The organism is Ruegeria sp. BB1 (assembly GCF_056539465.1).
On record NZ_JBQFVB010000001.1, the window covers coordinates 430003 to 455337 of the forward strand.

The following is a 25335-nucleotide window of genomic DNA, read 5'->3' on the forward strand; positions in this document are numbered from 1 at the left end:
TCCATTGGTCACATACGGAATCGCTTTATGTCCCGAGCTTTGCTTTTCGCCGCTGCGCTGTTAACTGGCGGACCAGCCGTCGCCGAAGGCGTCTTTGATAAAATCAAAAAAGGTGCTGCGAACACAGCCGACGCTGTAGGGCGTGGGACTGAAACCGTGGGCAACACCATTCAGAAAGGTGCAAGCGCGGTTGAGGGGACCATCAACTCGACCACGGATTTGGTGACGAACGAGGCCACCCCGGAAGAGACGCGCGCCAAACTGGACGCGATGGCCAGCGAGGTTCTTACCCAGTTATTAGCGGAAAACCCCGACGCAAAAGCGTTGTATGACGTTGGTGCGGGCTACGCCGTGTTCGACTCGCGCAAGGTTACGGTGTTTCCGGTCTCGGCCGGGTATGGGCGAGGGGTGGCCGTTTCAATGGATACCGGTCAGCACACTTATATGAACATGGGTACTGGCGGAGTGGGTGCCGCAGTGGGTATTGGTGGGTTTGAAACCAAGTTCGTGATCCTGTTCGAAACCCCCGCCGATCTGGCGAAATTTATCGAATTTGGTTACGACGCAACAGCGGAAACCGGGGCGATGTACGGTGACGAGCGCAGCGGGGAAACCGTGCGGTTCACTGATGGCCGGTCCTTCTTCGTGCTGGGCAAGAAAGGCTGGCGCGTCTCGGCTGGGGCGTCCGGCACGAAATTCTGGGAATCGCCTGAACTGAACTGATCAGCCTGAACAGCTGGCCCCGCCCAGAACACAGAATTTGGCGCAATGGGGATGGTTGAGGTGTACGTCCGCCTCGGCCTCGGCCAGGGTGTGACCCATTTCGAATTCGGGCGCATAAGGTAAAAGTGTGCAGGCCAGAACGGCGGGGCGTTCCGCACCCTTGCGCTTTACCACCATACGGGCGCTGGCGCACATCACGGCGTCGGGTGATTTGTCCAGAATACCCCAGCAAGCTGTGGTGATTTCCGGCACTTCGATGGTTTCGTCCATCTCGGGGAACAGAACCGTCTGGCCCGGGTTTTGGGCGTCAATGTCAAAGCCGTGCTGCTTGAAAAACGCAGCATAGCCAGCGCGGCTTTCCGCGTCGCTGTCACCCCAGACAGTGCGCCCGGCCACGGCCATGTTTAAGCCGTTGTCACGCAGCCACTCCATCCCGGTCACGGTCTTGGCGAAGCTGCCCTTGCCACGTTCTTCGTCATGCAGATCGGAGCAGTAGTGATCGACCGAGATTCGCAGGGTTAGCTTGTTGCCGTAGTCACGCTGCAATTCCAGCAGACCCTCTCGCATCTTTCGGCGCATCATTGGTTGCATGGCATTGGTGAGAATCAAAACCTCATACCCACGCTCCAGCGCGGCGCGGGTCATGTCGATCATTTCTGGGTTCATGAATGGTTCGCCACCAGTGAACCCGATTTCCCGAACCGGCCAATTTCGGGCTTCGATTTGATCCAGATAGTCCCGCACCTCATCAGCGGTGATATAGACCAGTGCATCGTTGGTCGGGCTGCTTGCGATATAGCAGTTGACACATTCGATATTGCACAAGGTACCGGTGTTAAACCAAAGCGTTTCAGGGTTGCTAAGCACAACCGAGGCCCGCGTTTGCCCGTCAGCTGTCACCAATGTGTTCTGAAATTTGCCGATGTTGGCAATCTGAGAGGCGTTGTCTTTCATTCCGGTATCCGGTTCTTTGCAGTCCTGCTGCTGACTTAGCCTTTCAGACCGAATTAGTTAAGGGTTCCACGGCCGACCTGACAGAGTTTTGATGATGGGAGAAAGTGAAATTTTGTTTGCGCTAACATTGGACATGCCCTCAGGGGTAAGGTAAGGGAAACGCATGGTTTCTCGCGTCATCCCCGTCGACCCGTTCGATCTGGTCATTTTTGGCAGTACCGGCGATCTTGCGCAGCGTAAAATCCTGCCGGCGCTGTTCCGTCGCTATTGTGCCGGACAATGGCCCGAGGATGTTCAGATCATTGGTGCCGCCAGATCGGAATTGGACAGCGATGCGTTTCGGGATGTGGTCGCGCAATCGTTGCGCGAACATGCGCCCGCGCATTGTGCGGATGCCAAGGCATTGAATGCGTTCTTGCAACGGGTTGATTATGTCGCGTTAGATGCGCTTACGGATGAGGGGTGGGGTCAGCTTGCAGCGAAGCTCACAATTGATCGAGTACGGGCGTTCTATTTCTCGGTTGGGCCGCGCCTGTTCGGACCGCTGGCCGAACGGATCAAAGCAAATGATCTGGCCACGACCCAGACACGGATCGTTGTCGAAAAACCCTTTGGTCACGATCTGGGCAGCGCGCAGGCGTTGAATGCGACGCTAGCGGCGCATTTCTCCGAAGGGCAGATTTACCGGATCGACCATTATCTGGGCAAAGAAACCGTTCAGAACCTGATGGCCGTTCGGTTTGGCAACATGCTTTTCGAGCCATTGTGGAACAGTCAGTATGTCGACCACATCCAGATCACCGTGGCCGAATCCGTCGGCATTGACGGGCGCGAAGAGTATTATGAGCGCGCAGGCGCCATGCGTGACATGGTGCAGAACCACCTGATGCAACTGCTCTGCCTGATCGCGATGGAACCGCCGGCCAAGTTCGACCCCGACGCGGTACGGGACGAAAAGCTCAAGGTGATCCGCGCATTGGACCCGGTCGAGCCGCACCACATTGTGCGCGGTCAGTTTGAAGGTGGGCTTAGTGGACGCAGCTATCGGGATACTGTTGGTAATCCACGTTCGACCACGGAAAGCTATGTGGCGCTGCGGGCTCACGTCAGTAACTGGCGGTGGGCGGGTACGCCGTTTTATTTGCGTACGGGCAAAAGGCTTGTGGCGCGATCTTCGGTGATCAATGTGATGTTCAAAGACGCGCCGCATTCGATCTTTGGCGCAGATGCCGGGCGCCACGCCAACGTTTTGTCGATCCGCCTGCAGCCGAACGAAGGCATCACGCTGAAGGTGACGATCAAGGAACCGGGGCAGGGTGGGATGCGCCTGGTCGACGTGCCTCTGGACATGAGTTTTGCCGAGGCATTGGGGCCGGAAAACCAGAACCCGCCGGACGCTTATGAGCGTTTGGTGATGGACGTGATCCGCGGCAACCAAACCCTGTTTATGCGCGGAGATGAGGTCGAGGCCGCATGGGCCTGGACCGATCCGATCATCGCGGGCTGGCAGGCGCGCGGGGATGTTCCCAAACCTTATGAAAGCGGCAGCACTGGCCCGGGCGACGCCGAGCTGCTGATGAAACGAGACGGTCGCCGCTGGCAAGGGATAAACCCATGAACATACAGGAATACGCCGACCGGGATATGCTGGCCATCGACGTTGCAAACGTGCTGGCAGGTGAACTGGAATCCGCCTTGCTGCATCACGACTTTGCCTCGTTGGCAGTACCCGGAGGCACGACGCCCGGCCCGATGTTTGATGTACTGTGCGCGGCGGATTTGGAATGGGACCGGGTGCGGGTTCTGCCCACCGATGAACGCTGTGTGCCGGGTGATCACGACCGCTCGAACGAGCGTCTGATCCGCGAGCGGTTGCTGACCAATCGGGCGTCGGTGGCGCAATATATCCCTCTGTACGTGCCGGGAAAGGAGCCCGAGGATGTATTGCCGGAAATCGAAAGCCTAATCATTCCGATCCGGCCCTTGTCGGTGCTGGTGTTGGGAATGGGCGAGGATATGCACACGGCATCCCTGTTCCCGGGTATGGATGGGCTTGAGGCCGCGTTGGACGGTCACGCGCGTCCTCTGGCGGTGGCACGGACCGAGGTTCAGCCGGAACCCCGTATCACGCTGACTGCGCCTGTTTTGGACGGTGCCTTGTCAAAACACCTGATCATTTTCGGGAACGCGAAACGGGATGCTTTGGAACGGTCCATGTCCCTGCCACCGGAAGAGGCCCCCATCGCAGCAGTGCTGAGTGGCATGACCGTACATTGGGCGGAGTAGGCGCTATGAAACTGGAGACACTCAAAGCACTAGCAGCAGAGCGGAAGGGGCAGCCCATTCTGAGTCTGTTCAGTAAGGATGCAAACCGGGCGCAGGGGTATTCGGCCTCAACCGGTGACCTGCTCTTTGATTACTCGAAAACCAGTATTGACGCGGACATCCGCGGCGCTTTGATCCGGCTGTGCGATACGGCGGGTCTGGCGGAACGGCGCGACGCCATGTTCTCGGGTGCCAAGATCAACGAAACCGAAGGGCGCGCGGTATTGCACACGGCGTTGCGTAATCTGGATGGCGGACCAGTTGAGGTCGACGGTCTGGATGTGATGCCTGACGTTCTGGACACGCTGCACCGGATGCGGGTTTTCGCCGAAGAGGTGCGCGGCGGCGCGATTTCCGGGACAGGTGGCAGCTTTACCGACGTCGTGAATATCGGCATCGGCGGCTCGGATCTTGGGCCAGTGATGGCCACGCATGCGTTGGCCCCGTATCACGACGGGCCAAACCTGCACTATGTGTCCAATGTCGATGGCGCGCATATCGCGGATACGCTGCGCCCACTTGACCCGACCCGGACGCTGGTGATTGTCGCATCCAAGACATTCACCACCATTGAAACCATGACCAACGCCCGGACCGCCCGTGCCTGGTTAACGGATGGCGGTGGCGATTGTGGAAAACAGTTCGCAGCCGTGTCGTGTGCGGTAGATAAGACCGATGCCTTTGGTATCGCCCAAGATCACGTATTTGGTTTTGCCGATTGGGTAGGGGGGCGCTATTCGGTCTGGGGGCCGGTTGGGCTACCGGTGATGATCGCCGTCGGTTCGAACGCGTTTGATGCCTTTCTGCGCGGGGGACAGGCGATGGACGTCCATTTCCGCGCTGCTGACTGGATCGAGAACATGCCGGTAATGCTGGCTCTGGTTGGGGTCTGGCACCGCCAGGTTCTGGGATATACCAGCCGCGCGGTTCTGCCCTATGATCAACGACTGCTGCGTCTTCCCGCCTATTTCCAACAGCTTGAGATGGAGTCGAACGGTAAATCCGTTGCAATGAACGGCAGCGCCTTGACCATGCCTTCGGGGCCTGTGGTTTGGGGTGAACCGGGCACCAATGGCCAGCACGCCTTTTACCAGTTGATCCATCAGGGCACCGATGTGATCCCCTGCGAATTCATGGTGGCCGCCGAAGGGCACGAGCCCGAACTTACCCACCACCACCGCCTTTTGCTGGCCAATTGTCTGGCCCAATCCGAAGCGCTGATGCGCGGCCGGTCGTTGGATGAGGCGCGGCAGCGCATGGCCGAACAAGGGTTGGCCAGTGAGGAGCTTGAACGTCAGGCCCGTCACCGTGTGTTCCCGGGCAACCGGCCGTCCTCGACCCTGATTTATCCGAAGCTCACACCGTATGTGCTGGGCCAAATCATCGCCATGTACGAACACCGTGTTTTCGTCGAAGGGGTTCTGCTGGGAATCAATTCATTCGACCAATGGGGGGTGGAACTGGGCAAGGAATTGGCGACCTCGCTGGGTCCGATAGTGGATGGTGAAGTTAGCGCTGACGGCAAGGATGGCTCGACCGCCTCGCTGGTTGCTTATGCGCTAAAACACCGCGATTGAGGGTTCGATTTTACCACCTGCCGCAACGGCAAATCGCATTCTTTTATTGTCAGACAATTAAATGCTTGGCAGGCTCTGCCTAAGGAAAAGCCATATCGCCCGATGTGATTGCGGGCACAAAGTGGCACCGCCATAGGGAGGACGCCCATGCTGGGACAGATGATGACGCAGCCCTTGCTGATCTCGTCGCTGATTGATCACGCCGACCGCTTTCACGGTCAGACTGAGATTTATTCGGTTGAAACCGATGGTACAGTTAGCCATAGCAGTTGGTCGCAAGTGGCTGAAAACGCGCGGAAACTGGCCTCGGCACTGTCCAAGTTGGGATTGGAACCACAGACGCGGATTGCGACGCTGGCTTGGAATAACCGGCGGCATCTTGAGATCTACTATGCCACTTCCGGGGCGGGGTTCGTGTGCCACACCGTCAACCCGCGACTGTTTCCCGAACAGCTGACCTATATCATCAACCATGCACAGGACCGGGTTTTGTTTTTCGACGCAACCTTTATTCCTTTGGTCGCAGCCCTGCACGAGCATTTGCCCGATGTTCAACATTTCGTCCTGATGGGGCCAAGAAACGATGACGCAATTGCGCAGATACCGGGTGTGCAATTTTACGACGATCTGATCGAGACCGGTGAGGCCAGTTTTGAATGGCCCAGCTTTGACGAAAACACTGCATCCGGCCTGTGTTACACATCTGGCACAACCGGCAATCCAAAGGGGGTGTTGTATTCGCATCGCTCCACCGTGCTGCACAGTTTCGGATCGAACACACGCGACGTTATCGGGTTTTCGGCGATGGATGTGGTCATGCCGGTGGTTCCGATGTTCCATGTAAACGCCTGGGGGTCCCCATATGCTTGCGCCATGTCGGGATCGCGGATGGTGTTGCCGGGGCCGGGTTTGCATGGTGAGGCGCTGGTGAATCTGATCGACACTTACGGCGTCACTCTGGCCATGGGCGTGCCGACGATCTGGCAAGGGCTGTTGGCTTTTGCCGAGCAGTCTGGCAGCAAGCTGGCCAGCCTGCAGCGGACGGTGATCGGCGGGGCCGCGTGCCCGCCTTCGATGATCGAAACCTTCCGCGAAACTTATGGCGTCGACACCATCCACGCCTGGGGGATGAGCGAGATGAGTCCGTTGGGGACCGCAAATCACCCTCTGGCCAAGCACTTTGACCTGCCGGAAGACGAGCAGCACGCCATTCGAGAAAGCCAGGGAAGGCCCTGTTATGGTGTCGATCTGAAGATCGTCGACGATGACGGCAATGATCTGCCGCATGACGGCGAAACCCAAGGTGATCTGCTGGTTCGCGGGCCGTGGGTTCTGGACAGTTATTTCCAGATGCAAGATGAAGATTTGCTGCGGGATGGCTGGTTTGCCACTGGTGATGTCGCAACGGTGGACTCTGACGGCTATATGACCATCCGCGACCGGTCCAAGGACATCATCAAATCCGGGGGTGAGTGGATCAGTTCGGTCGAGTTAGAGAACATCGCCGTCGCGCATCCCAAATTGGCGACCGCAGCCGTGGTTGGCGTACCGCATCCAAAGTGGGACGAGCGCCCACTGCTGGTGGCCGTACGCGCCGAGGGGGAGGCCCCAAGCGAAGAAGAGGTGCTGACATTTTACGACGGCAAAATCGCTAAATGGCAGGTGCCGGACAAGGTGGTGTTTGTAGATGCCTTGCCTCTGAACGCAACGGGTAAGGTTCTGAAACGCAACTTGCGCGCGGATTTCAAGGACGCCTTGGTGGGCTGATCTTAAAAAACGTGGGAAATGGCTCCGGCGGTAGGGATCGAACCTACGACCAATTGATTAACAGTCAACTGCTCTACCGCTGAGCTACGCCGGAACGGTCCGCGCCGTATAGCAACCAGTTTCTGCGGCGTCCAGAGGGCGTATAAGATTTTTCGTCGAAAAATCTTGCGCCGCAAACGACCGTTGGTGATGGGTATTTAAGTTGGGGAGAATTTGGCTCCGGCGGTAGGGATCGAACCTACGACCAATTGATTAACAGTCAACTGCTCTACCGCTGAGCTACGCCGGAACTGAGGGCCGTATAACAATCCCGATTTTTGCCGTCCAGAGGGGAATTCGACGTTTTCGAAAAAAAGTTCCGGCGGCTTAGGTTTGTCTGATGAAACGGGTGTCAGCTGACAGCTTTCCTTCGAAAGTGACCTGAGATTTCCCAATCAGATCAATCAAATGGGCGAAAACATTCCGTTCAGCAGCAGGCAAAAGGGCGGTCGGAGTGTCGACGTAAATTCGCTCGGCCATTTCTCGGGCCGTACCGGGGTGATCTTCCAGCGCGGACAGAATCTGTGCTTCGCGTGTCAGGCGGTGATTGATCAGCCAGTCCAGCCGCGCTGCGGGATCGGCAATCGGCGCGCCATGCCCGGCGTGAAAGACGGCCCACTCGCGTGAGTGCAGACGATGGCAGGCCGCCATGAAATCCGTCAGGTCACCGTCTGGGGGCGAAACCAGTGAACTGGCCCAACCCATGACGTGATCACCCGTGAAACAGACCTCACCCCAGCCAAGCGCGATATGATTTCCCAGATGGCCGGGGGTGTGAATCACCTCAAGCTGCCAGCCGTCGCCTGAGATCAAAGCCCCATCCGCAAGTTTGATGTCGGGGCGAAAGCTGGTGTCGATGCCTTCACCGCCGCCGACTAAACCGCTCTCGGCCAGTTGAGTCATAACTGCGCTACGCCCGGCCTCGGGCCCTCCAAAGGCCATGATCGGTGCTCCTGTACGATCCGCCAAGGGTTGGGCCAGCGGAGAGTGATCCAGATGGCTGTGGGTAACGATGATATGGCTGATCCGCTGTCCGGGTAGTAGTCCCGCCAGAATCGCATCCAGATGTTCATTGCTGAGCGGACCAGGGTCGATCACGGCAAGCTCGCTGGTGCCCACCAGATAAGTGTTGGTCCCGCGATATGTCATTGGGGATGGATTTGGCGCCAGAATACGCCGCAATCCCGGCTGCAGCTCGACCGCCGGGCCGGCGGGCGGATTGAAATCGTCAGGCGCCTGCATTCTGACCTCTTTCTCTTGTCGTAACAGCCCGTTAGGTTTAGCGCATGTCCGCGCTTTGGCTCAAACACTATATGCCGCGCAGCCTCTATGCCCGTGCTGCACTGATCCTGGTCCTGCCGGTGGTCGTGGTGTTGCTGGTGGTGGGGGTCGCGTTCCTGCAAAAACATCTGGAAGACGTCACGGCGCAAATGACACGCGCTGCTTCGCGCGAAGTGATGTTGATCACGGAAGTCATGGAAGAGACGGAAACGCAACAACAGGCGATGGCGGCTGTTCGGCTTGACCTGCAAGCGCTTGAAATGAAGGCCCGGTTTCTGGGCATTAACGACGAACCAATGGTTGGTCACCGCCGTTGGTACGATTTCATTGCACCCCAGGTCGAGGCCGATCTGCGGGCCTTGCTTCCAGATTTGATTGCGGTTGCCTTGCCCAGCGGACAAGAGGCGCGGCTGTATCTGCAGACGGATCTGGGCATTCTACAGCTGACTTTTGATCGCCGTCGTCTGTCTCCGGTAGCGCCACACCAGTTGATCGTGACAATGGTGTTCTTTGCGGTTGTCATGACCACGATTTCTTTCCTGTATATGCGCAATCAATTGCGTCCGATCACTCGTCTGGCCGAGGCTGCGCAGGCCTTTGGTCGGGGCAGGGTGGTGCCGTATTCTCCCGGTGGGGCCATCGAAGTACGCGCGGCGGGCAGTGCTTTTCTGGATATGCGTGCCCGTATTGAGCGCCAGATGGAGCAGCGCACCATGATGCTGTCGGGGGTCAGTCACGATTTGCGCACACCGCTGACGCGTTTGAAACTTGGCCTTTCGATGTTGCCCGAGGATGAAGCGGCCCCTTTGCAGCAGGATGTCGATGAGATGCAATTGCTGCTGGATGCGTTCCTTGAGTTTTCTCGCGGTGCGGCCGAGGGCGCTCCGGAATCTGTCGATCCGAAGGTGCTGTTGGAGCAAATCGTCAAAGACGCGCGTCGTGCAGGGCATGAGGTCGATTTGATCTCGGTCGAGGGGGAAGGGACGGTCATGTTGCGTCCCACTGCCATACGGCGAGCCGTGGAAAACCTGATTGGAAACGCCGTGCGGTATGGCAATCGCGCGGATGTCAGCCTGTCCATCACACCCAAATCCCTGCGTATCCGGGTCGAGGATGACGGGCCAGGAATTCCACCTGAACAGCGATCCGAAGCGGTCAAACCGTTCGCGCGCCTTGATCCGGCGCGCAATCAGAATCAGGGTACCGGAGTGGGGTTGGGCCTTGCCATCGTTTCAGATATCGCGCGGGCCCATGGGGGCGTGGTGCGTCTGAGCAAAAGTGAGCGGCTGGGCGGCCTCTGCGCTGACATTATCATCGGTCGCTAACGACCCTGTACATGCGCTGCATCACCAGCGGAGTCAGGTACATCGGAATTTGATAGGCCCCGATGAACACCATGATCGGCGCAGTAACCTCGGGCGCTAAAGCCACGAAGAACAGCGCGATATTGCGGTTGCCTGCGATCAGCGACACTGCCGTCGACGCGGCTGTGGGCATACGAAGCCGGGTCAGTCGAAAACAGACGACCTGAACGCCAAAATTGGCCGCGCAGGCGAAGGTAATCCAAAGGAACGCTCGTTTCGGATCGGTCAGGATGACCTCGCTGACTGAGGGCATCAGACCAATGACGAAGAGAGCCAATGTGATGTTGGCAAGGCCTTCGAGCGCACTTTCTGTTGTGGGCGATGGGTCTCGCAACAGCGTTTTGCGAATAGCGACTGCGGTCAGCGTCACCAGCAGGATTGTGATTAGCAGTTTTAACGCGGCCCAAAGCACCGTATCGAATCCGCCCAGTTGCGGCGCGAACCAGAAAACCGGGGCTATGGTCATTGGCAGTACTGCAGTACCGATCACCAAAAGGCGGAGCGCGTATTCAGATGGGTGCCCCATCATCCGACACATATTTGGGCTGCCAGCGATGGAGGGAGCCGCGGTCATGACCAACAAGGCAAACAGGGTGGGGGTGTCGAGCCACCCGCCCAATGCACCGACCGTCAGAACTGTCAGGGGCATCGCAAGCTGTAGACCAAGAACTACCAAGACAACGCGGGGCAGATCACGCAGTGATCCGAATATGCGCGCGGGCTCCATTCGTAGCACGGTGACGAACAGCAACAGCACAACCATCGGCGGCAACAGCGACCGCATCGGTTGCGCCAACCCCGGCAGCAGCAACCCCGACAAAAGGCCCGCCAACAGAACATACGGTCCGTGGCGGGCAGCGATGTGCAGCGGATTCAACGACAAACTACCCGGTTGGGCCTTGCCGCAGGTTATTCGGTAGCCAGGTGGCCAAATCCGGGAACCAGATCAGGACGAAAACCATAACAACCATGATCAGGAACATCGGAATCGCAGCACGGGCGATATAGCTCATTTCATGATTGGTCATGCCCTGCATCACAAACAGGTTGAACCCGATAGGCGGCGTGATTTGCGCCATTTCGACCACGACGACGATAAAGATACCGAACCAGATCAGGTCGATTCCGGCGTCGCGGATCATAGGCTCGACCACAGCCATGGTCAGCACGACTGAGGATATGCCGTCCAGAAAACACCCAAGGATGATGTAAAACACAAGCAGCACCATCAGCAGTTCGAACCGCGTCAGTTCCCATCCGGCAATCAGATCGGCCAGACCGCGTGGCAGGCCGGTAAAGCCCATCGACAGCGACAGGAAAGCCGCGCCCGCAAGGATCAATGCGATCATCGCGCTGGTGCGAGTGGCCCCCATGAGGCTTTCAGTGAACGTCTTCCAGTTCAACGAACCCTGACCAGCTGCGAGCAACAGCCCTCCGATCACACCAAAGGCGGCGGCCTCAGTCGCGGTGGCATATCCCAGATACATCGAACCGATGACCACGACGATCAACAGGATCACTGGCAGCAAAAAGCGCGAGTTCTTGATCTTCTCGGCAAAGGTCAGTTTGTTTTCCTGGTTCGGGTTCCAGTCCTTGCCGATTTTGGAATAGATCGCGACATAGCCCATGAACATGCAAGCCAGCACCAGACCCGGCAGGATGCCAGCAAAGAACAGCTTGGTAATCGATTCATTGATGGTGACGCCATAAACGATCAGCGTCAGCGAAGGCGGGATCATCAGGCCCAGCGTCGCAGCACCTGTCAGAGTGCCGATGATCATGCGTTCGGGATAATTGCGCTTGCGCAGTTCTGGGATCGACATCTTGCCAACCGTGGTCAGCGTCGCCGCGGACGAGCCCGACACGGCGGCAAAGACCGTACAGCCGACGATATTGGTATGCACCAGACCGCCGGGCAGGGGGGCCATCCACGGTGAAAGCCCCTTGAACATGTCTTCGGACAATCGCGTTCGATACAGGATTTCACCCATCCAGATAAACATCGGCAGCGCCGTCAGCGTCCATGAGGACGAGGCTGACCAGATGGTGGTGATCATGACGTCGCCGACGGGGCGAGTAGTGAACAGCTCCATCCCGACCCAGGCGACGCCCATCAGTGCCAGCCCGACCCAGACGCCGGTGCCCAACAGAGTGAATAGAACAAAGAGGAAGAGGATGATGATTGATGCGTTTTCCATGCTCTCATTCTCCGTGGCTTTGATCGGCAAGATCGCGGGTGATGCGGTGATCGCCGCGGAAGATCACGTGAATCAGATGATCAGTCAGGGCGATGGCCAGAATGACCGCGCCGATTAACATGGTCGATTGCGGTATCCAAAGCGCGGTTTTGTCCTGTCCCTGGCTGATATCGTTGAACTTCCAGCTCCAATAAACAAAGCGGTAGGCGTACCAGCAGAAGTACCACATGACGGCCGTGCCGATGCCAAAACACCAAATCTCCAGCACCCGGCGGAATTTATCAGGCACCGCATTCAACAGGATCGACACGCGGATATGGCTGCCCCGGTTCAGCGCATTGGCAAAAGCCAGGAATGAGGCCGCGGCCATCGCATACCCGGCATAGTCGGGCGCGCCAGGGAATACCTCGCCGGTCCAACGGGCCAACATCTGCACCACGATTAGAACCAGTATGGCGATAAGGCTCAACGCCGCCAGTACGCCTGCTGCCAGGTAGATGAAATCCAGTACGGACCGAAGCCCTCGTAACGCTGCCATACTGTCCCCGCTTTTCTTTTGGTTGGATAGAGAACGGGCGGCAGATCGCTGCCGCCCGCGTCCATTTGGTTATTGTTGTGCTTGGAAGGCGTCGACGATGGCTTTGCCTTCGTCCCCGGCGGCCTCGAGCCATTCATTGGTCATGGTGACGCCGATTTCTTTCAACTCGTTGGTCATCTGCTCGGACGCCGGACCAACGGTCATGCCGCCGTCACGCAAGCCTTGCAGGGTGAACCCGGTATATTCCTTGGCCCGCCAGTTCCCCGCATATTCCGCCAGTTCGGCGCAGGCTTTGATGACGTTCTTGTTCGCGTCAGACACGCCCGCCCAGATATCCGAGTTCACCATCACGTAGTTGCGCGGCAGCCAGGCATCTACTTCGTAGAAATAATCCAGGCTTTCCCAAACTTTGCGGTCATACCCGGTTGAGCCAGAAGACACCATGGAATCGGCAACGCCAGTGGCAAAGGCCTGGCTGATCTCGGCCGCTTCGATGGTCACCGGCAGCATTCCGGTCAGCTCGGCCAGACGTGACGTGGCGTTGTTGTACGAGCGGAACTTGATGCCTTTCATGTCAGCGACCGAGTTCACCTCGTCCTTAAAGTACAGCCCCTGCGGCGGCCACGGCACTGCATAAAGCAACGTTAGGTTCTGTTCGGCCAACAGGTTCTCGATCGAGGGTTTTGCAGCATCCCAAAGCTTGGCGCTGTCGTCGAAAGACGTGGCAAGGAAGGGGATTGAATCAAATCCAAACAACGCGTTCTCGTTCTGGTGGCCGGACAGCAGACGCTCTCCAATAGGGGCCTGGCCGGTCTGAATGGCGCGTTTGATATCCGCCCCTTTGAACAGGGAACCCGAAGGGTGGGTGACAATCTCGATCTCGCCGCCGGTACCGGTGGTCACGCATTTGGCGAATTCAGCACCTGTGGCCGAATGGAAGTTCGACGCAGAATAGGCCATCGGCATGTCCCATTTTTCAGCTGCGACCGGCAGGGCTGCGGCAGCGGTCAGTGCGGTTGCTGCCATAAGGCTCGTCAGTTTTTTCATTTTAGTCTCCCAGTTGGTATTGATTCTGCCGATGTTGTTCACCGGCTTTGCTAATTTGCGTATCGCGACGGGGCGTAAACGCTGACATCCGTGTTCGGAAGTCTGCCCGCGATCATTTGCGCCAAAAGACGCCCTGTTTTCGGCCCGCCCGTCAGACCGATGTGATGGTGGCCAAAACCCATATACGCGCCGTCAATCCCCGGAACTTCACCGATAACCGGTATCGAATCTGCGGGTGCGGGCCGGTGCCCCATCCATTCCACTTCATCCTTCCATGTCACACCCGGAAAAGCCGCCCGGGCATTCTTGCGCATCAATTCGAACGGCGCCTTCGAGGGTGGCGCGTCCAACCCGCCGAACTCGACAATCCCGGCCAGACGGATGCGACCCTCTAACGGAGTGGCGACGAATTTGCCTGACGCTACCATAACCGGGCTTTTCGGCATCGCGGAAGGTTCCACTAATTCAAGATGATACCCGCGTTCGCTTTCAAGAGGAACAGAAATGCCCAACTGGTCAGCCAAGGGGCCGGACCAGACCCCCGCCGTTATAATCGCTGTGTCGCAGGGGATGGTTGTACCGCCTGTGTGTACACCTGTAACTTTGCCGTTGTCCCGAACCACGTCTTCGACTGCGGCGCGTATAACTTTGCCTCCATTGTCCTCGACATGGGCGGCCAGATCTTTGACATAGCGCCCCGGATCAGTGATGTGGCCATGATCGGCAAGCCGGGCGGCAAACCCGAGGTCTTTGCTGAAAATCGGGTCATAGGCATGAAAGGCTTCGCCTTCTAATTCGTCCCACGCAAAACCATGCTTGCGCCGGATGTCCCAGCCAAGTGCATCATTCTCAAAATGTTTCCGGTTTTCGTAAAGGAACAGATAGTCGGACGGGACAATCCACTTCTCGGCCCCGGTGCCGTGCGCCAGCGCCTTATGGTCATTCAGGCTATCGCCGACAATAGGCGTCAGCGCAGCAGCAATGCGTTCAACGTCGCTCGCGTTGGCATGTTTCAGATAGCGCAGTAGCCATGGCAACAGCTTGGGCACGTATCCCCATTTCAAGAACAGTGGCTGGGACGGATCAAACAACATCCTTGGGGCCTTTTGCAGCAGCCCCGGAACCGTGACTGGAATGATCGAGCAGGAAGCCAGAACTCCGCCATTGCCGTGCGACGTACCCTCGCCAGGTCCAGCCTTGTCGATCAATATGACGTCATGCCCGTCACGTTGCAGCCAGACCGCTGTGGACACGCCAACAATACCGGCACCGATTATGGCAATGGTCTTGCGCTCACTCATGCCGCCACCGCCTTGGCCAAGGCATAGTGGTTCAGCTTGTCCAGATCCGGTCGGCCACCAATCCCGGGCATGTCCGGCACGATGACTTGCCCGTTCTGCACCACGAAGGGGTCTTCCAGAATGTCTTCTTTCAGGAAATACGATGCCTGATAGAACTCGCATCCCAGCTTTATTTCGGGTGTTGCAGCGATCATGTGGGTTCCGGCCAGATGCGCCAGACCAGCCTCGAACATATCTCCACCATAGGCGCTGAGCCCATGAGCCGCGGCGATGCGGGCCACAGTCTGACCCCGGCTAAGCCCACCGGACTTCATGATCTTGACCGACACGCCATCGCATATGCCTTCTCGCGCGGCACGCTCCATATCCTCAGGGCCAAACACGCTTTCGTCGGCCAGCAGGGGCAGGTCGATCTGACCTCGCAGTTTGGCCATCATACCATAGTGATGCGCCCGCACTGGTTGTTCGACGAAATCGGGTTTGAATTGAGCAACATCGCGTACCTGAGCAGGAGCATCCTCGATAGACAGACCTTGATTGTAATCCACGCGCACAGAAAACTCGGGGCAATGTTGCGCCAGATGTTCAAGCCGCATGATGTCGAACGCATGGTCCTTGAACCCGGTCTTCAGCTTGACGATGCGAACCCCGTCCTCGCGCAATTGCTCGAGTAGCGCAATGTCCTGCGCGAAATCAGGATTGGCGATCGAACAACTCAGCGGAATCGAGTCCCGGCATTTGCCACCCATCAGTGCCCAGACCGGCACGCCGCTGATACGCCCTGTCAGATCCAGCAAGGCGGTTTCCAGTGCGGCCTTGGCCTCGGTGCAATGTGCGACGGCATAGGCGGCCTTGGCCATGATCCCAGCCCGATCTGCCACACGTGACCCAACAACCAACGGCCGGAAATAACGATCCAGCGCTGCGTAAGTTGCTTCGGGTGTTCCGGTAAAAACCGACCATGGCGACGCTTCGCCAAATCCTTCTGATCCGCCCTCTGAGGTCAGGCGCAAGATCACAATTTCGCAGCTGCCTTCGACCGAGCCGATTCCATGATCACGCCGTGATGTAACAGGCAGCTCAAGGTGCCAAAGGTCAAACCCTGTGATGGTTTGGTTCAAGTCGGTCATTGGTCCTCCGGTCGTTCGGGGGAACCGTGCCGCGATAGCTATATCATTTCAAATACTATATTGTGGCAAGGGTATCAGAAAAAATGATGTGGGAATGTCAATGTCTTTAAGGTTTCGGCAATTGCAGGCGTTTCACGCGATTATGGAGACGGGAACGGTGACTGGGGCGGCTTCGGTTCTGGGGATATCACAACCCGGGATCAGTAATCTTCTGGCTCAGCTAGAACGCGAAGCTCGTCTGCCGCTGTTTGAACGCAACAAGGGCCGTCTGTTACCAACCCCCGAAGCTGATTTGCTGTACCGCGAGGTGGACACCGTCGTACGCGGGTTGGATCACGTGGCGCAGGCCGTGACGGATTTGCAGAACAAACATCCCGGTCAGCTGCAAGTGGCCGCACCGCACATGCTGTCGTTTGGATTCATGCCACGGGAAATCGCGCGCTTCGCCGCCAGCCGCCCCAATCTGTCGGTCAGTTTTCAATCGCAATACTCGTCCAAGATTCAGGAATGGGTGATCTCGGGCCTGTTCGAGGTCGGCATTGTCGAGGTGCCAATTCTGCACGATACGCTCAATGCTCAGGTGTTCCGCTTTGAAACATTGGCCACATTTCCCGAAGGCAGCCATTTGGCCCAATACGACGTGCTGACCCCTGAGTTGCTAGAGGACGAGCCCTTTATCGTGATGGGCCCCGAGCATCAGACCTATCGTGGGACACGGGATGTTTTTCAGGCGGCGCACCGGACTTGGCGCACGCAAATTCATACACATCTGTCCGAAAACCTGCTGAGCTTTGTCAAACAGGGCATGGGTGTTGCAGTCATCGACCCATTTACCGTCGCCTTTGATACTGAGCGCGGATATCAGACCCGCCCATTTCGGCCCGCGGTGACGTTGGAACTGGCGATTATCACCGCCAAAGGGCGTCCTTTGTCGACCATCGCGCGGGAGTTTCTGGACCAACTTGTGCCCGCGATGGCGTCTTTTTCCACCAACGCGCATGGCGGCGACAGCGTTTGAATGCCAAGCGCTCAGTTTTTGCCTATTGACCTTTATCCGGTCTGTGCAAACTCTGCCCACGTCGTCGCGTTTCGAATGGCGAACAGACCCCTGCAGAACGTGTCCGGAAATGAAAAGGTTTGAGGAATGATCGCAACTGGTGGCAAATCACTTTACGGCGCATCGGTGGGTATCCTGATGCTGGACGCACGCTTTCCCCGCATTCCCGGCGACATGGGCAACGCGCTGACTTGGCCGTTTCCGGTGCATTTCCGCATTGTCCGGAACGCCTCACCCGATCTGGTGGTGCGTCGTGGAGCGCAGGGGATGCTGGACGCCTTTGTCGATGCCGCGCGCGAGCTGGTTGACGAGGGCGTCGACGGGATCACCACCAATTGCGGGTTCCTGTCGCTGTTTCAGAAAGAGCTGTCTCAGGCAGTCCCGGTGCCCGTTGTCACATCCTCGCTGATGCAGGTCGAAATGGTGAACAAGGTATTGCCTGCGGGCAAACGGGCAGGGGTGCTGACTATCTCGGCCTCGACCCTGACCGAGGCCCATTTGCGCAGCGCACAGGTGCCAGAGGGCACGCCCATCGGCTCGACCGAGGGCGGGCAGGAATTCACGCGCGCGATCTTGGATAATGAACTGACGCTGGACGTAGACAAGGCCCGCGCCGACAATGTCGAGGCCGCCCTGGCGATGAAAGAGGCCCATCCCGACCTCGGCGCGTTGGTGCTGGAATGCACAAACATGTGCCCCTACGCGGCCGATATTCAATCGGCGACGGGGCTGCCGGTGTATTCCATCGTCTCTCTGGTCAGCTGGTTTCAGGCAGGGTTAAGGCCGCCGGTTTACTGAGTGGCTAACGCTGAGCGGCGACGTGTTTTGCATCCATTCAACGCGCTACGTGCCCGTGCAAGTTAAACGATGAATTTCACGCGGATTCGACACCTCGAGTCGGTTTTATTGGCGTAATTGCCGTAGTATATCTTCTTCACTTTGCAGGATTTTCTAGTGGCCGGTGCCGGCACTTGGAGACGTCAGTCGCGCGATCACAGATCACGCGAATGAGATATTGCAGATGATAAGATGATGCAAATTTTTGGTCTAAAGCACCGATCGACCCGTATTCCTTTTGTAATGGGAGGAAGTCATGACCAATAGTTTCGACGTAAAATCGACGTGGGATTCGGTAATGGATGAGACCAAGAACCCACTCAAGAAATACTCTCTATCTACAGCGCATATGCTGATGCAGATGTTGGCGTGGATGTGGAGTGCAATTTTTTCACTTATGATTGGCAGCTATTTCGTTTTCGGAATCACTGCGGTGGGCCACATGCTGCTGATTGGTGGATTGTTTGTAACGTTAGCCGTTTTCCAAAAAGCCGAAGCGGCTGATCCCAAAGAGTGACCTTGCCTCCCCCCAATGATGGGGAGCCATCGTAATCCGGGGCATTTGGTCCAATCCCTGACGTGCTCCGAATAGCCTACACTACCCCAAACTGTCGCCGCGTTGTTTGTAAAGGTACATCTCCGAACAACGCGGTTTTTTTGGTTAGGGAATGCATGTGAAGGCTCTGCAGTCGAGTAAGGCGTTTTGTATCCACTAAACTTGAGGCGATTTTTTATCTTATAGTGACGAAATGTTTTTCGCGGTCGGGGATTAGCAATGGACAACACTGTATTATATTTTTTAGTTGGCATTTTTGTCGTTGGGCTTTTGACGCTCGGCTATTACTCAAGGAGTAGCGGCGCATTGATATCTATTGTGATCGTGATTGGCGTAATTGCCTCGGTAATAGCCTATCTTGGTGGTTATTTTGGTGAGCCTCCAAATTAGAAATCCTACTGAGCATCGAAAGCAGCGAGTGATCCAGCGCCTGCGTTGCCGCGTATCCTTTTTGTCCCTTTAGTCTGGGCAACCCCTGACCAGACTATGGCCCGCGTTGCTCGCCATCCCAGATTTGGGCAACGCGGGCACTGTTAATCCAGTTCTTAAGGTAATCCGCATCGTATTTTTCCCCAACTGCGCTCAGTGTAGGCCATTTAAGTATCCTTCAGGTCAGCGCGGGATCTTTGGGTTCTAGGGGTATCTAGCTTCTTGATACGATTGACCGGCCTGGCAAGTGACTTCTGGTCTATCAGTAATGCGTGTTGTTCTGGTTCGGTCTGATCCGACTTTGGATCACGCAACAACCACAGAAACAGCGTTCCCTTGCTTGCCTTCTGAAAACCAGTTTTGCGGTGATTTGGTAGGCCCGGCAGGACTTGAACCCGCAACCAAAGCGTTATGAGCGCTCTGCTCTAACCAATTGAGCTACAGGCCCGCCTGAGCGCTTTGAGTATCACGGTGAACGGCCGCGTCAAGCCTGACCGTTGCAAGATGCCCAACAATCGACTAACCCGCGCGGGAACCATTCATAAGGGGCTGGCCATGACTACGGGCAAGAACGGAATCACCTATGCCGATGCAGGCGTTGATATTGATGCGGGGAACGCTCTGGTCGACCGGATCAAGCCTGCGGCCAAGCGCACCAACCGCTCGGGCGTAATGAGCGGTCTGGGCGGGTTTGGTGCCTTGTTCGATCTGAAAGACGCCGGATATCAGGACCCGATTCTTGTGGGCGCGACCGACGGTGTGGGCACCAAGCTGCGGATTGCCATTGATACCGGTGTGGTCGACGGTGTTGGTATCGACCTGGTGGCAATGTGCGTCAACGACCTGATCTGTCAGGGGGCCGAGCCGCTGTTCTTCCTGGACTATTTCGCCACGGGCAAGCTGGACACCGACACCGCCGCGCGGATCATCGAAGGTATTGCCGAGGGCTGTGTGCAGTCCGGTTGCGCCCTGATCGGCGGTGAAACGGCTGAGATGCCGGGCATGTATCCCGATGGCGATTTCGATCTGGCTGGCTTTTCGGTCGGCGCGATGGAGCGTGGCGCACACCTGCCTGCGGGTGTGCAGCGGGGCGACGTGCTACTGGGGTTGGCCTCGAACGGGGTGCATTCCAACGGCTATTCGCTGGTGCGCAAGCTGGTTGAAATCTCGGGTCTGGGCTGGGATGCCGCATCGCCTCTTGGCGACGGGTCGCTGGGTGAGGCGCTGCTGACGCCGACGCGGTTGTACGTGAAACCCGCCCTGCAGGCGATCCGGGCAGGGGGCGTACACGCGCTGGCCCATATCACCGGCGGCGGTCTGACCGAAAACCTGCCGCGCGTGCTGCCCGAGGGGCTGGGTGCGGAGATCGACTTGAACGCCTGGGACCTGCCGCCCGTCTTCCGCTGGATGGCGGAAACCGGTGGTATCGTCGAGGCCGAGATGCTGAAGACCTTCAACTGCGGCATCGGCATGATTGTCGTCTGCGCCGAAGACAGCGCCGATGAACTGGCCGCTCTGCTGGCCGAGGCCGGAGAAACGGTTGCGCGCATCGGCACCGTGACCGACACGCCCGGCATGGCCTATTCGGGCAAACTGTTGTGAGTCACAAGCGCGTCGCCATCCTGATTTCGGGGGGTGGGTCCAACATGGTGTCGCTGGTCGACAGCATGGTCGGCGATCACCCGGCACGCACGTGTCTGGTTCTGTCGAATGACGCAACGGCGGGCGGGCTGAAAAAGGCCGCGGACCGTGGCATCCCGACGGCTGCGGTAGATCACCGCCCCTTCAAGGGCGACCGCGCTGCGTTTGAAGCAGAGCTGCTGAAGCCGTTGGAAGAGGCGCAACCGGATATTGTCTGTCTTGCGGGGTTCATGCGTGTTCTGACTGGTGATTTCGTTTCACGCTTTCAGAGGCGGATGTTGAATATTCACCCCTCATTGTTGCCGAAATACAAAGGCCTCAACACCCATGCCCGCGCGATCGAGGCCGGGGATGCCGAACATGGATGTTCGGTTCACGAGGTTACGGCAGCGCTGGATGACGGACCGATCCTGGGGCAGGCACGGGTAAACATCGAAGCCGGCGACACGCCCGACACTTTGGCTGCTCGTGTGCTGGTTTGGGAGCATAAACTTTATCCTGCAGTGTTGCGCCGTTACGCCAGTGGCGACCGGACTCCGGTGTTGCTGCCCTGAACGTCCCAGAGTGATTTACACGCGTGTTAAATTCGGCCTATGGTCTGCACTACGGCTAGGTACGGAAGAGACGATCAGCCGAAGAAAACAAGAGCAAGAACAGCACCGCGCATGAAAACCCTGACAACGACGCAAGAGCTGGCCGATTTCTGCAAGGCCGCGGCGGAATATGACTATGTCACCGTAGATACCGAGTTTCTGCGCGAGCGGACCTATTATTCAAAGCTTTGCCTGATACAGCTGGCAGTTCCGTCTGATGACGAAGACAGCGCGGTTCTGGTCGATCCGCTGGCTGATGGTTTGTCTCTGGACCCGCTTTATGAGCTGTTCGGCAACGACGATGTGGTCAAGGTCTTCCATGCCGCGCGTCAGGATCTTGAAATTTTCTGGGTCGAAGCCGGTGTCTTTCCGAAACCGCTGTTCGACACGCAAGTTGCAGCAATGGTTTGTGGCTTTGGTGAGCAGGTGGGTTATGAAACGCTGGTGCGCAAGATCTGCAAGCAGGGGGTCGACAAGACCTCGCGGTTTACCGATTGGTCCCGCCGCCCGCTATCCGAGGCGCAAAAGACCTATGCGCTGGCGGATGTCACCCATCTGCGCCAAATCTATGAATATCTCGCAGCGCAATTGCAAAAATCGCAGCGCAGTCATTGGGTGGCAGAGGAGTTGCGCACGCTGACCCATCCTGCGACCTATGACATTCACCCCAAAGATGCATGGAAACGTGTAAAGACCCGGACGAATTCCGCCAAATTTCTGGCCGTGGTGCGCGAACTGGCGCAGTTTCGCGAGGCTTATGCGCAGGAAAACAATGTGCCGCGCAGCCGGGTCTTCAAGGATGATGCGCTGATCGAGCTGGCATCAACCAAGCCCAAATCGCCCTCGGATCTGGGCGGCTCGCGCTTGTTGCTGCGCGAGGCCCGAAAGGGCGCGATTGCCGATGGTATTCTAAGCGCCGTCAAAAAAGGGGTGAATTGCCCTGCGGATCAGCTGCCGCAAGTCGACAACAGCAGAGACAAACTGAAGGTGAACCCGGCGCTGGCGGATTTGCTGCGGGTGTTGCTGAAATCGAAAACCGAAAGCTCGGGCGTGGCAGCCAAACTGATAGCCACCAGCTCGGAATTGGATCAGATCGCAGCGGGTGAGCGGGAACTGCCTGCGATGTCAGGTTGGCGGTTTGAGGTGTTCGGCGAAGACGCCTTGAAACTGTGTGAAGGTAAAATCGCGCTGGCGGCCAAAGGTCAGAACGTCAAAGTTGTATCGCTTTAGCGCCGATTAACGGCGCCGCGATTCCAATGCGTTCTGCTGCCCTACAACCCGCACCAGACGAGTATTTTCCAAGTCTTTTTTGCTGATATTGATGGCGTCGGACACCATTCGAGACCGTTCTGTTCCCGTATTCGTTGCGCGCACGGGATAGGTTACCCGGAAAGTGAACTCCAAAACGCCGTTCTTCTGGTTTTCTTCACTGTCCACGCGAACCAATCGGGCGTCATAAGCACCTTGCCGGATTGCCGTCCCCGAGGCGTAGACGATTGCACCGTTCGGGGTCGGCTCAATCCTCAGTTCATCAATCTTCGCGATCGGAACGCTTGTATCCTCGGGGGTTGGCCTTGAGAGCAACCCACCGCCTTCCCTTGTTTCGGGCACAAGAGCGTTCGCGTCATAGGTCGCTGTTTCCGGCGGCGGGGCTGACGTGCTTGAACCGAACCAGTTGGACGGGTTCACCCGTGACTCGCGCCAGCTGTTGCAGGCAGACAGGGCCAGGGTAGCCACCAAGAGAACAGTAAACGATTTTTGCATGGTCCCAACGTCCAGAGCTGTAAGTCCAGCAATGGGTTATCGCAATTTCTGTTGATTGAAAAGCCGCGTAGGGGGGTGGACAGGCATAGATCGGAGGCATAGTTCACAATTGTGATTGCAACGAAAGGACCGCCGCGACATGGCAACGCCTGCCTTTGAAGAGATCGTCGAGGATTTCGAGTTTCTGGAGGACTGGGAAGACCGGTACCGCCACGTCATCGACCAGGGCAAAGCGATGGAGCCGCTGGAGGACGCACTAAAAGTGCCGGCCACCAAGGTCCACGGCTGCGCAAGCCAGGTCTGGTTGCACCCGATCATCGAAGATCGGGTTTTCCGGTTCGACGGGGACAGCGATGCGCTGATCGTACGCGGTCTGATCGCGGTATTGCGTTCCTTATATAACGGGTTGCCCGTCAGCGAAGTTCCCAAGGTAGACGCAGGCGGAGAGCTGGCGCGCTTGGGTCTGAATGATCACCTGTCTGCTCAGCGATCGAACGGGTTGCGGGCAATGATTGAACGCATCCGCGAAGTGGCGCAGGAAAACGCCTGACGCTATTCAGGCTCTCGGCTTACGTTTTGCCCAATCGGTCAGGGTGGTTTCCAAATCGCCATAGCCGGTCAGGCGACGTTCGAATTTCAAACCCATCCGCTCGGCACATTCACGAGCACGGGCCGTCAGGTCCGGATCGTCGATTTGCGCTTGATAGACCAGCTTGGTGTAGTTGCCGAAATACATGCTAAGCAACTCGGGGTGTCGGTCCAGCCCCAGCGGTTTCCATACAAAGGCATCAAACTGCCGGGCTAGAAAGTCCGTCAGGTAAAAGGCGGTGGTTTCCTCATCACCATGTGCTTCAAACGCCTGATTTCCTTCGAAGAAGGAATAACAATGGGGGCCTTTGACCATCTCGACGCCCAGGTCTTCGCAGGCTTGCTGCAGCAGGCCACCCGTTCCGCAATCGGCATAGACCACAAAGATCTGGTCATAGTCGTCACGGTGTTTGGCGACGGCCTCTTGTACCGCCGGAATGATCTTGTCAGGTTGGATGTGAAAAATCGCGGGCAGGCAGGTCAGCGCCATGTGATCCCAGCCATTGCGTTGCTTCAGGTCCAGAATCTCACGCGCCAGCGCGCCACAGGCCAACAGCAGGATGCGCCCGTGCTCACCGGATTCGTAGCCCTTGGTCGTCAGGCTGGCATCGTCTGGCAATTTATCTTGCTGCATTGGGTGCTTCTCGGATTCTACGCGACTGTCAGTGTAACAAAAAAGGCCGCCCGAAACCCGGACGGCCCCAGAATAACCTGCGCGTCCGGTTAACCGGCCAGTTGGTTGTGCTTGCGCGAGACGAAATCCTTGGCGGTTTCAACCGCAACGGCTGCGTCACGGCAATAAGCATCCGCACCGATGGCTTTGCCGAATTCCTCGTTCAGCGGCGCGCCGCCAACCAGAACGATATAGTCTTCGCGTTTACCTTGTTCGACCAGCGTGTCGATCACGACCTTCATGTAAGGCATGGTCGTGGTCAGCAGGGCGGACATGCCCAGAATATCCGGCTCTTCGGTTTCAAGCGCTTCCAGATAGTTTTCAACCGGGTTGTTGATGCCGATATCGACCACCTCAAAGCCAGCGCCCTCCATCATCATCGACACAAGGTTCTTGCCGATGTCGTGGATGTCGCCTTTGACGGTGCCGATCACCATCTTACCCACGCGCGGTGCGCCGGTTTCGGCCAGCAGCGGCTTGAGGATAAACATACCGCCCTTCATGGCGTTTGCAGCCAACAGAACCTCGGGCACGAAAAGAATACCGTCGCGGAAGTCGTGGCCCACGATGGTCATGCCACCGACCAGAGCCTTGGTCAGGATGTCGTAAGGCGTCCATCCGCGTTCAAGCAGGATGTTCACACCTTCTTCGATCTCTTCTTTCAGGCCGTCATAAAGATCGTCGAACATCTGCTCGACAAGTTCGTCGTCATTCAGTTCGGACAGGACGATGTCTTCTTCTTCAGACATGGGGCGTTTCCCTGAGCTGTGCGAGCCATAGGCCCGTGGTGGCATTTTTTCCGTTTTGGCCAAAACGTCGCAGTTTGACTGTGACGATTGCGACCTCAGTCGTTTCGGGACCGACCTATACGTCAAATTTTCGCGTCTCTCGACAGAATTATCTGCAAGATGATCCTGCATCTGGTTCATTTTACTGGTGGATAACCACGCGGT

Annotated in this window: 25 protein-coding genes and 3 tRNA genes; 14 read left to right on the forward strand and 14 right to left on the reverse strand. The window is 57.3% G+C overall.

Features of this window, described 5'->3' with window-relative positions; genetic code table 11:
- Positions 1–27 precede the first annotated feature (27 nt).
- Positions 28–723, forward strand: a complete 696-nt coding sequence (locus ACR0AL_RS02200) for a lipid-binding SYLF domain-containing protein (RefSeq protein WP_480661797.1) — start codon at positions 28–30, stop codon at positions 721–723.
- On the opposite strand, the gene ACR0AL_RS02205 is transcribed toward ACR0AL_RS02200, so the two are convergent.
- On the reverse strand, positions 724–1677 hold the full coding sequence (locus ACR0AL_RS02205; protein ID WP_480661799.1) for a radical SAM protein: 954 nt from the start codon (positions 1675–1677) through the stop codon (positions 724–726).
- A gap of 163 nt (positions 1678–1840) precedes the next feature.
- On the opposite strand from ACR0AL_RS02205, the gene zwf reads away from it, so the two are divergent.
- The 4 genes from zwf (at position 1841) to ACR0AL_RS02225 (ending at position 7346) form a co-directional block, all read left to right on the forward strand.
- Positions 1841–3295 (forward strand): glucose-6-phosphate dehydrogenase, encoded by a 1455-nt coding sequence (zwf, locus tag ACR0AL_RS02210; protein WP_170358685.1) that lies wholly within the window; start codon positions 1841–1843, stop codon positions 3293–3295.
- Entirely contained in the window at positions 3292–3963 is a 672-nt protein-coding gene (gene pgl, locus ACR0AL_RS02215) for a 6-phosphogluconolactonase (RefSeq protein WP_480646855.1), read from the forward strand. Before zwf ends, pgl begins: the two co-directional genes overlap by 4 nt.
- Positions 3964–3968: 5 nt before the next feature.
- Positions 3969–5579, forward strand: a complete 1611-nt coding sequence (pgi, locus tag ACR0AL_RS02220) for a glucose-6-phosphate isomerase (RefSeq protein ID WP_480661800.1) — start codon at positions 3969–3971, stop codon at positions 5577–5579.
- 147 nt (positions 5580–5726) lie between these two features.
- Positions 5727–7346: a long-chain-fatty-acid--CoA ligase gene (locus ACR0AL_RS02225; protein ID WP_480661802.1), complete on the forward strand. Its 1620-nt coding sequence runs from the start codon at positions 5727–5729 to the stop codon at positions 7344–7346.
- A 19-nt stretch (positions 7347–7365) separates the two neighbouring features.
- Here ACR0AL_RS02225 and ACR0AL_RS02230 read toward each other — a convergent pair.
- The 3 genes from ACR0AL_RS02230 to ACR0AL_RS02240 form a co-directional block, all read right to left on the reverse strand.
- Positions 7366–7440, reverse strand: a tRNA-Asn gene (locus tag ACR0AL_RS02230).
- Between the two features lie 120 nt (positions 7441–7560).
- Positions 7561–7635 (reverse strand) — tRNA-Asn (locus ACR0AL_RS02235).
- A 77-nt stretch (positions 7636–7712) separates the two neighbouring features.
- Positions 7713–8627, reverse strand: a complete 915-nt coding sequence (locus tag ACR0AL_RS02240; RefSeq protein WP_170375516.1) for an MBL fold metallo-hydrolase — start codon at positions 8625–8627, stop codon at positions 7713–7715.
- Between the two features lie 44 nt (positions 8628–8671).
- Here ACR0AL_RS02240 and ACR0AL_RS02245 point away from each other — a divergent pair, with 44 nt between their 5' ends.
- Complete coding sequence (locus ACR0AL_RS02245) at positions 8672–9991, forward strand: ATP-binding protein (protein WP_480646847.1); 1320 nt, start codon at positions 8672–8674, stop codon at positions 9989–9991.
- Here ACR0AL_RS02245 and ACR0AL_RS02250 read toward each other — a convergent pair.
- From ACR0AL_RS02250 to ACR0AL_RS02275, 6 genes are all read right to left on the reverse strand, one after another.
- On the reverse strand, positions 9978–10907 hold the full coding sequence (locus ACR0AL_RS02250; protein ID WP_480646845.1) for a hypothetical protein: 930 nt from the start codon (positions 10905–10907) through the stop codon (positions 9978–9980). The two genes, ACR0AL_RS02245 and ACR0AL_RS02250, sit on opposite strands and share 14 nt — an antisense overlap.
- Before the next feature lie 7 nt (positions 10908–10914).
- Positions 10915–12228: a TRAP transporter large permease gene (locus ACR0AL_RS02255; RefSeq protein ID WP_170348848.1), complete on the reverse strand. Its 1314-nt coding sequence runs from the start codon at positions 12226–12228 to the stop codon at positions 10915–10917.
- Between the two features lie 4 nt (positions 12229–12232).
- On the reverse strand, positions 12233–12766 hold the full coding sequence (locus ACR0AL_RS02260) for a TRAP transporter small permease (RefSeq protein ID WP_170375509.1): 534 nt from the start codon (positions 12764–12766) through the stop codon (positions 12233–12235).
- 69 nt (positions 12767–12835) lie between these two features.
- Positions 12836–13813 (reverse strand): TRAP transporter substrate-binding protein, encoded by a 978-nt coding sequence (locus ACR0AL_RS02265; RefSeq protein ID WP_170348846.1) that lies wholly within the window; start codon positions 13811–13813, stop codon positions 12836–12838.
- A gap of 50 nt (positions 13814–13863) precedes the next feature.
- Positions 13864–15114, reverse strand: a complete 1251-nt coding sequence (locus tag ACR0AL_RS02270) for an NAD(P)/FAD-dependent oxidoreductase (protein WP_480636791.1) — start codon at positions 15112–15114, stop codon at positions 13864–13866.
- On the reverse strand, positions 15111–16244 hold the full coding sequence (locus ACR0AL_RS02275; protein WP_480661804.1) for an enolase C-terminal domain-like protein: 1134 nt from the start codon (positions 16242–16244) through the stop codon (positions 15111–15113). Before ACR0AL_RS02275 ends, ACR0AL_RS02270 begins: the two co-directional genes overlap by 4 nt.
- A gap of 100 nt (positions 16245–16344) precedes the next feature.
- Here ACR0AL_RS02275 and ACR0AL_RS02280 point away from each other — a divergent pair, with 100 nt between their 5' ends.
- The 4 genes from ACR0AL_RS02280 (at position 16345) to ACR0AL_RS02295 (ending at position 19084) form a co-directional block, all read left to right on the forward strand.
- Positions 16345–17262: a LysR family transcriptional regulator gene (locus tag ACR0AL_RS02280; protein WP_480661806.1), complete on the forward strand. Its 918-nt coding sequence runs from the start codon at positions 16345–16347 to the stop codon at positions 17260–17262.
- Positions 17263–17388: 126 nt separating this feature from the next.
- Positions 17389–18099, forward strand: a complete 711-nt coding sequence (locus ACR0AL_RS02285) for an aspartate/glutamate racemase family protein (protein WP_170348842.1) — start codon at positions 17389–17391, stop codon at positions 18097–18099.
- A gap of 295 nt (positions 18100–18394) precedes the next feature.
- Positions 18395–18655: a hypothetical protein gene (locus tag ACR0AL_RS02290; RefSeq protein WP_170348841.1), complete on the forward strand. Its 261-nt coding sequence runs from the start codon at positions 18395–18397 to the stop codon at positions 18653–18655.
- A 258-nt stretch (positions 18656–18913) separates the two neighbouring features.
- Positions 18914–19084: a hypothetical protein gene (locus tag ACR0AL_RS02295; RefSeq protein ID WP_170348840.1), complete on the forward strand. Its 171-nt coding sequence runs from the start codon at positions 18914–18916 to the stop codon at positions 19082–19084.
- 410 nt (positions 19085–19494) lie between these two features.
- On the opposite strand, the gene ACR0AL_RS02300 is transcribed toward ACR0AL_RS02295, so the two are convergent.
- Positions 19495–19571, reverse strand: a tRNA-Ile gene (locus ACR0AL_RS02300).
- Between the two features lie 107 nt (positions 19572–19678).
- Between ACR0AL_RS02300 and purM the strand changes: the two genes are divergently transcribed.
- From purM to rnd, 3 genes are all read left to right on the forward strand, one after another.
- Positions 19679–20725, forward strand: coding sequence for a phosphoribosylformylglycinamidine cyclo-ligase (gene purM, locus ACR0AL_RS02305; RefSeq protein WP_480661808.1), 1047 nt, complete (start codon positions 19679–19681; stop codon positions 20723–20725).
- Entirely contained in the window at positions 20722–21318 is a 597-nt protein-coding gene (purN, locus tag ACR0AL_RS02310; protein WP_480661810.1) for a phosphoribosylglycinamide formyltransferase, read from the forward strand. The genes purM and purN overlap by 4 nt, the downstream gene beginning before the upstream one ends.
- Positions 21319–21429: 111 nt before the next feature.
- On the forward strand, positions 21430–22587 hold the full coding sequence (rnd, locus tag ACR0AL_RS02315; protein ID WP_170394250.1) for a ribonuclease D: 1158 nt from the start codon (positions 21430–21432) through the stop codon (positions 22585–22587).
- Positions 22588–22593: 6 nt separating this feature from the next.
- Here the strand turns inward: rnd and ACR0AL_RS02320 are convergent, their stop codons facing one another.
- Positions 22594–23121, reverse strand: a complete 528-nt coding sequence (locus ACR0AL_RS02320; RefSeq protein WP_480661812.1) for a hypothetical protein — start codon at positions 23119–23121, stop codon at positions 22594–22596.
- 139 nt (positions 23122–23260) lie between these two features.
- Between ACR0AL_RS02320 and ACR0AL_RS02325 the strand changes: the two genes are divergently transcribed.
- Positions 23261–23671, forward strand: a complete 411-nt coding sequence (locus ACR0AL_RS02325) for a SufE family protein (RefSeq protein ID WP_170348835.1) — start codon at positions 23261–23263, stop codon at positions 23669–23671.
- 6 nt (positions 23672–23677) lie between these two features.
- Here the strand turns inward: ACR0AL_RS02325 and ACR0AL_RS02330 are convergent, their stop codons facing one another.
- Together ACR0AL_RS02330 and ACR0AL_RS02335 are read right to left on the reverse strand one after the other, a co-directional pair.
- Positions 23678–24343: a DUF1638 domain-containing protein gene (locus ACR0AL_RS02330; RefSeq protein ID WP_226688398.1), complete on the reverse strand. Its 666-nt coding sequence runs from the start codon at positions 24341–24343 to the stop codon at positions 23678–23680.
- Between the two features lie 89 nt (positions 24344–24432).
- On the reverse strand, positions 24433–25131 hold the full coding sequence (locus ACR0AL_RS02335) for a corrinoid protein (protein WP_170348833.1): 699 nt from the start codon (positions 25129–25131) through the stop codon (positions 24433–24435).
- Between the last annotated feature and the right edge of the window lie 204 nt (positions 25132–25335).

Excerpts from the sequence above, each read along its gene's own strand:
- ACR0AL_RS02200 (WP_480661797.1), top strand. The coding sequence starts at position 28 with ATGTCCCGAGCTTTGCTTTTCGCCGCTGCGCTGTTAACTGGCGGACCA.
- ACR0AL_RS02205 (WP_480661799.1), bottom strand. The coding sequence starts at position 1,677 with ATGAAAGACAACGCCTCTCAGATTGCCAACATCGGCAAATTTCAGAAC.
- zwf (WP_170358685.1), top strand. The coding sequence starts at position 1,841 with ATGGTTTCTCGCGTCATCCCCGTCGACCCGTTCGATCTGGTCATTTTT.
- pgl (WP_480646855.1), top strand. The coding sequence starts at position 3,292 with ATGAACATACAGGAATACGCCGACCGGGATATGCTGGCCATCGACGTT.
- pgi (WP_480661800.1), top strand. The coding sequence starts at position 3,969 with ATGAAACTGGAGACACTCAAAGCACTAGCAGCAGAGCGGAAGGGGCAG.
- ACR0AL_RS02225 (WP_480661802.1), top strand. The coding sequence starts at position 5,727 with ATGCTGGGACAGATGATGACGCAGCCCTTGCTGATCTCGTCGCTGATT.
- ACR0AL_RS02240 (WP_170375516.1), bottom strand. The coding sequence starts at position 8,627 with ATGCAGGCGCCTGACGATTTCAATCCGCCCGCCGGCCCGGCGGTCGAG.
- ACR0AL_RS02245 (WP_480646847.1), top strand. The coding sequence starts at position 8,672 with ATGTCCGCGCTTTGGCTCAAACACTATATGCCGCGCAGCCTCTATGCC.
- ACR0AL_RS02255 (WP_170348848.1), bottom strand. The coding sequence starts at position 12,228 with ATGGAAAACGCATCAATCATCATCCTCTTCCTCTTTGTTCTATTCACT.
- ACR0AL_RS02260 (WP_170375509.1), bottom strand. The coding sequence starts at position 12,766 with ATGGCAGCGTTACGAGGGCTTCGGTCCGTACTGGATTTCATCTACCTG.
- ACR0AL_RS02265 (WP_170348846.1), bottom strand. The coding sequence starts at position 13,813 with ATGAAAAAACTGACGAGCCTTATGGCAGCAACCGCACTGACCGCTGCC.
- ACR0AL_RS02270 (WP_480636791.1), bottom strand. The coding sequence starts at position 15,114 with ATGAGTGAGCGCAAGACCATTGCCATAATCGGTGCCGGTATTGTTGGC.
- ACR0AL_RS02275 (WP_480661804.1), bottom strand. The coding sequence starts at position 16,244 with ATGACCGACTTGAACCAAACCATCACAGGGTTTGACCTTTGGCACCTT.
- ACR0AL_RS02280 (WP_480661806.1), top strand. The coding sequence starts at position 16,345 with ATGTCTTTAAGGTTTCGGCAATTGCAGGCGTTTCACGCGATTATGGAG.
- ACR0AL_RS02285 (WP_170348842.1), top strand. The coding sequence starts at position 17,389 with ATGATCGCAACTGGTGGCAAATCACTTTACGGCGCATCGGTGGGTATC.
- ACR0AL_RS02290 (WP_170348841.1), top strand. The coding sequence starts at position 18,395 with ATGACCAATAGTTTCGACGTAAAATCGACGTGGGATTCGGTAATGGAT.
- ACR0AL_RS02295 (WP_170348840.1), top strand. The coding sequence starts at position 18,914 with ATGGACAACACTGTATTATATTTTTTAGTTGGCATTTTTGTCGTTGGG.
- purM (WP_480661808.1), top strand. The coding sequence starts at position 19,679 with ATGACTACGGGCAAGAACGGAATCACCTATGCCGATGCAGGCGTTGAT.
- rnd (WP_170394250.1), top strand. The coding sequence starts at position 21,430 with ATGAAAACCCTGACAACGACGCAAGAGCTGGCCGATTTCTGCAAGGCC.
- ACR0AL_RS02320 (WP_480661812.1), bottom strand. The coding sequence starts at position 23,121 with ATGCAAAAATCGTTTACTGTTCTCTTGGTGGCTACCCTGGCCCTGTCT.
- ACR0AL_RS02325 (WP_170348835.1), top strand. The coding sequence starts at position 23,261 with ATGGCAACGCCTGCCTTTGAAGAGATCGTCGAGGATTTCGAGTTTCTG.
- ACR0AL_RS02330 (WP_226688398.1), bottom strand. The coding sequence starts at position 24,343 with ATGCAGCAAGATAAATTGCCAGACGATGCCAGCCTGACGACCAAGGGC.
- ACR0AL_RS02335 (WP_170348833.1), bottom strand. The coding sequence starts at position 25,131 with ATGTCTGAAGAAGAAGACATCGTCCTGTCCGAACTGAATGACGACGAA.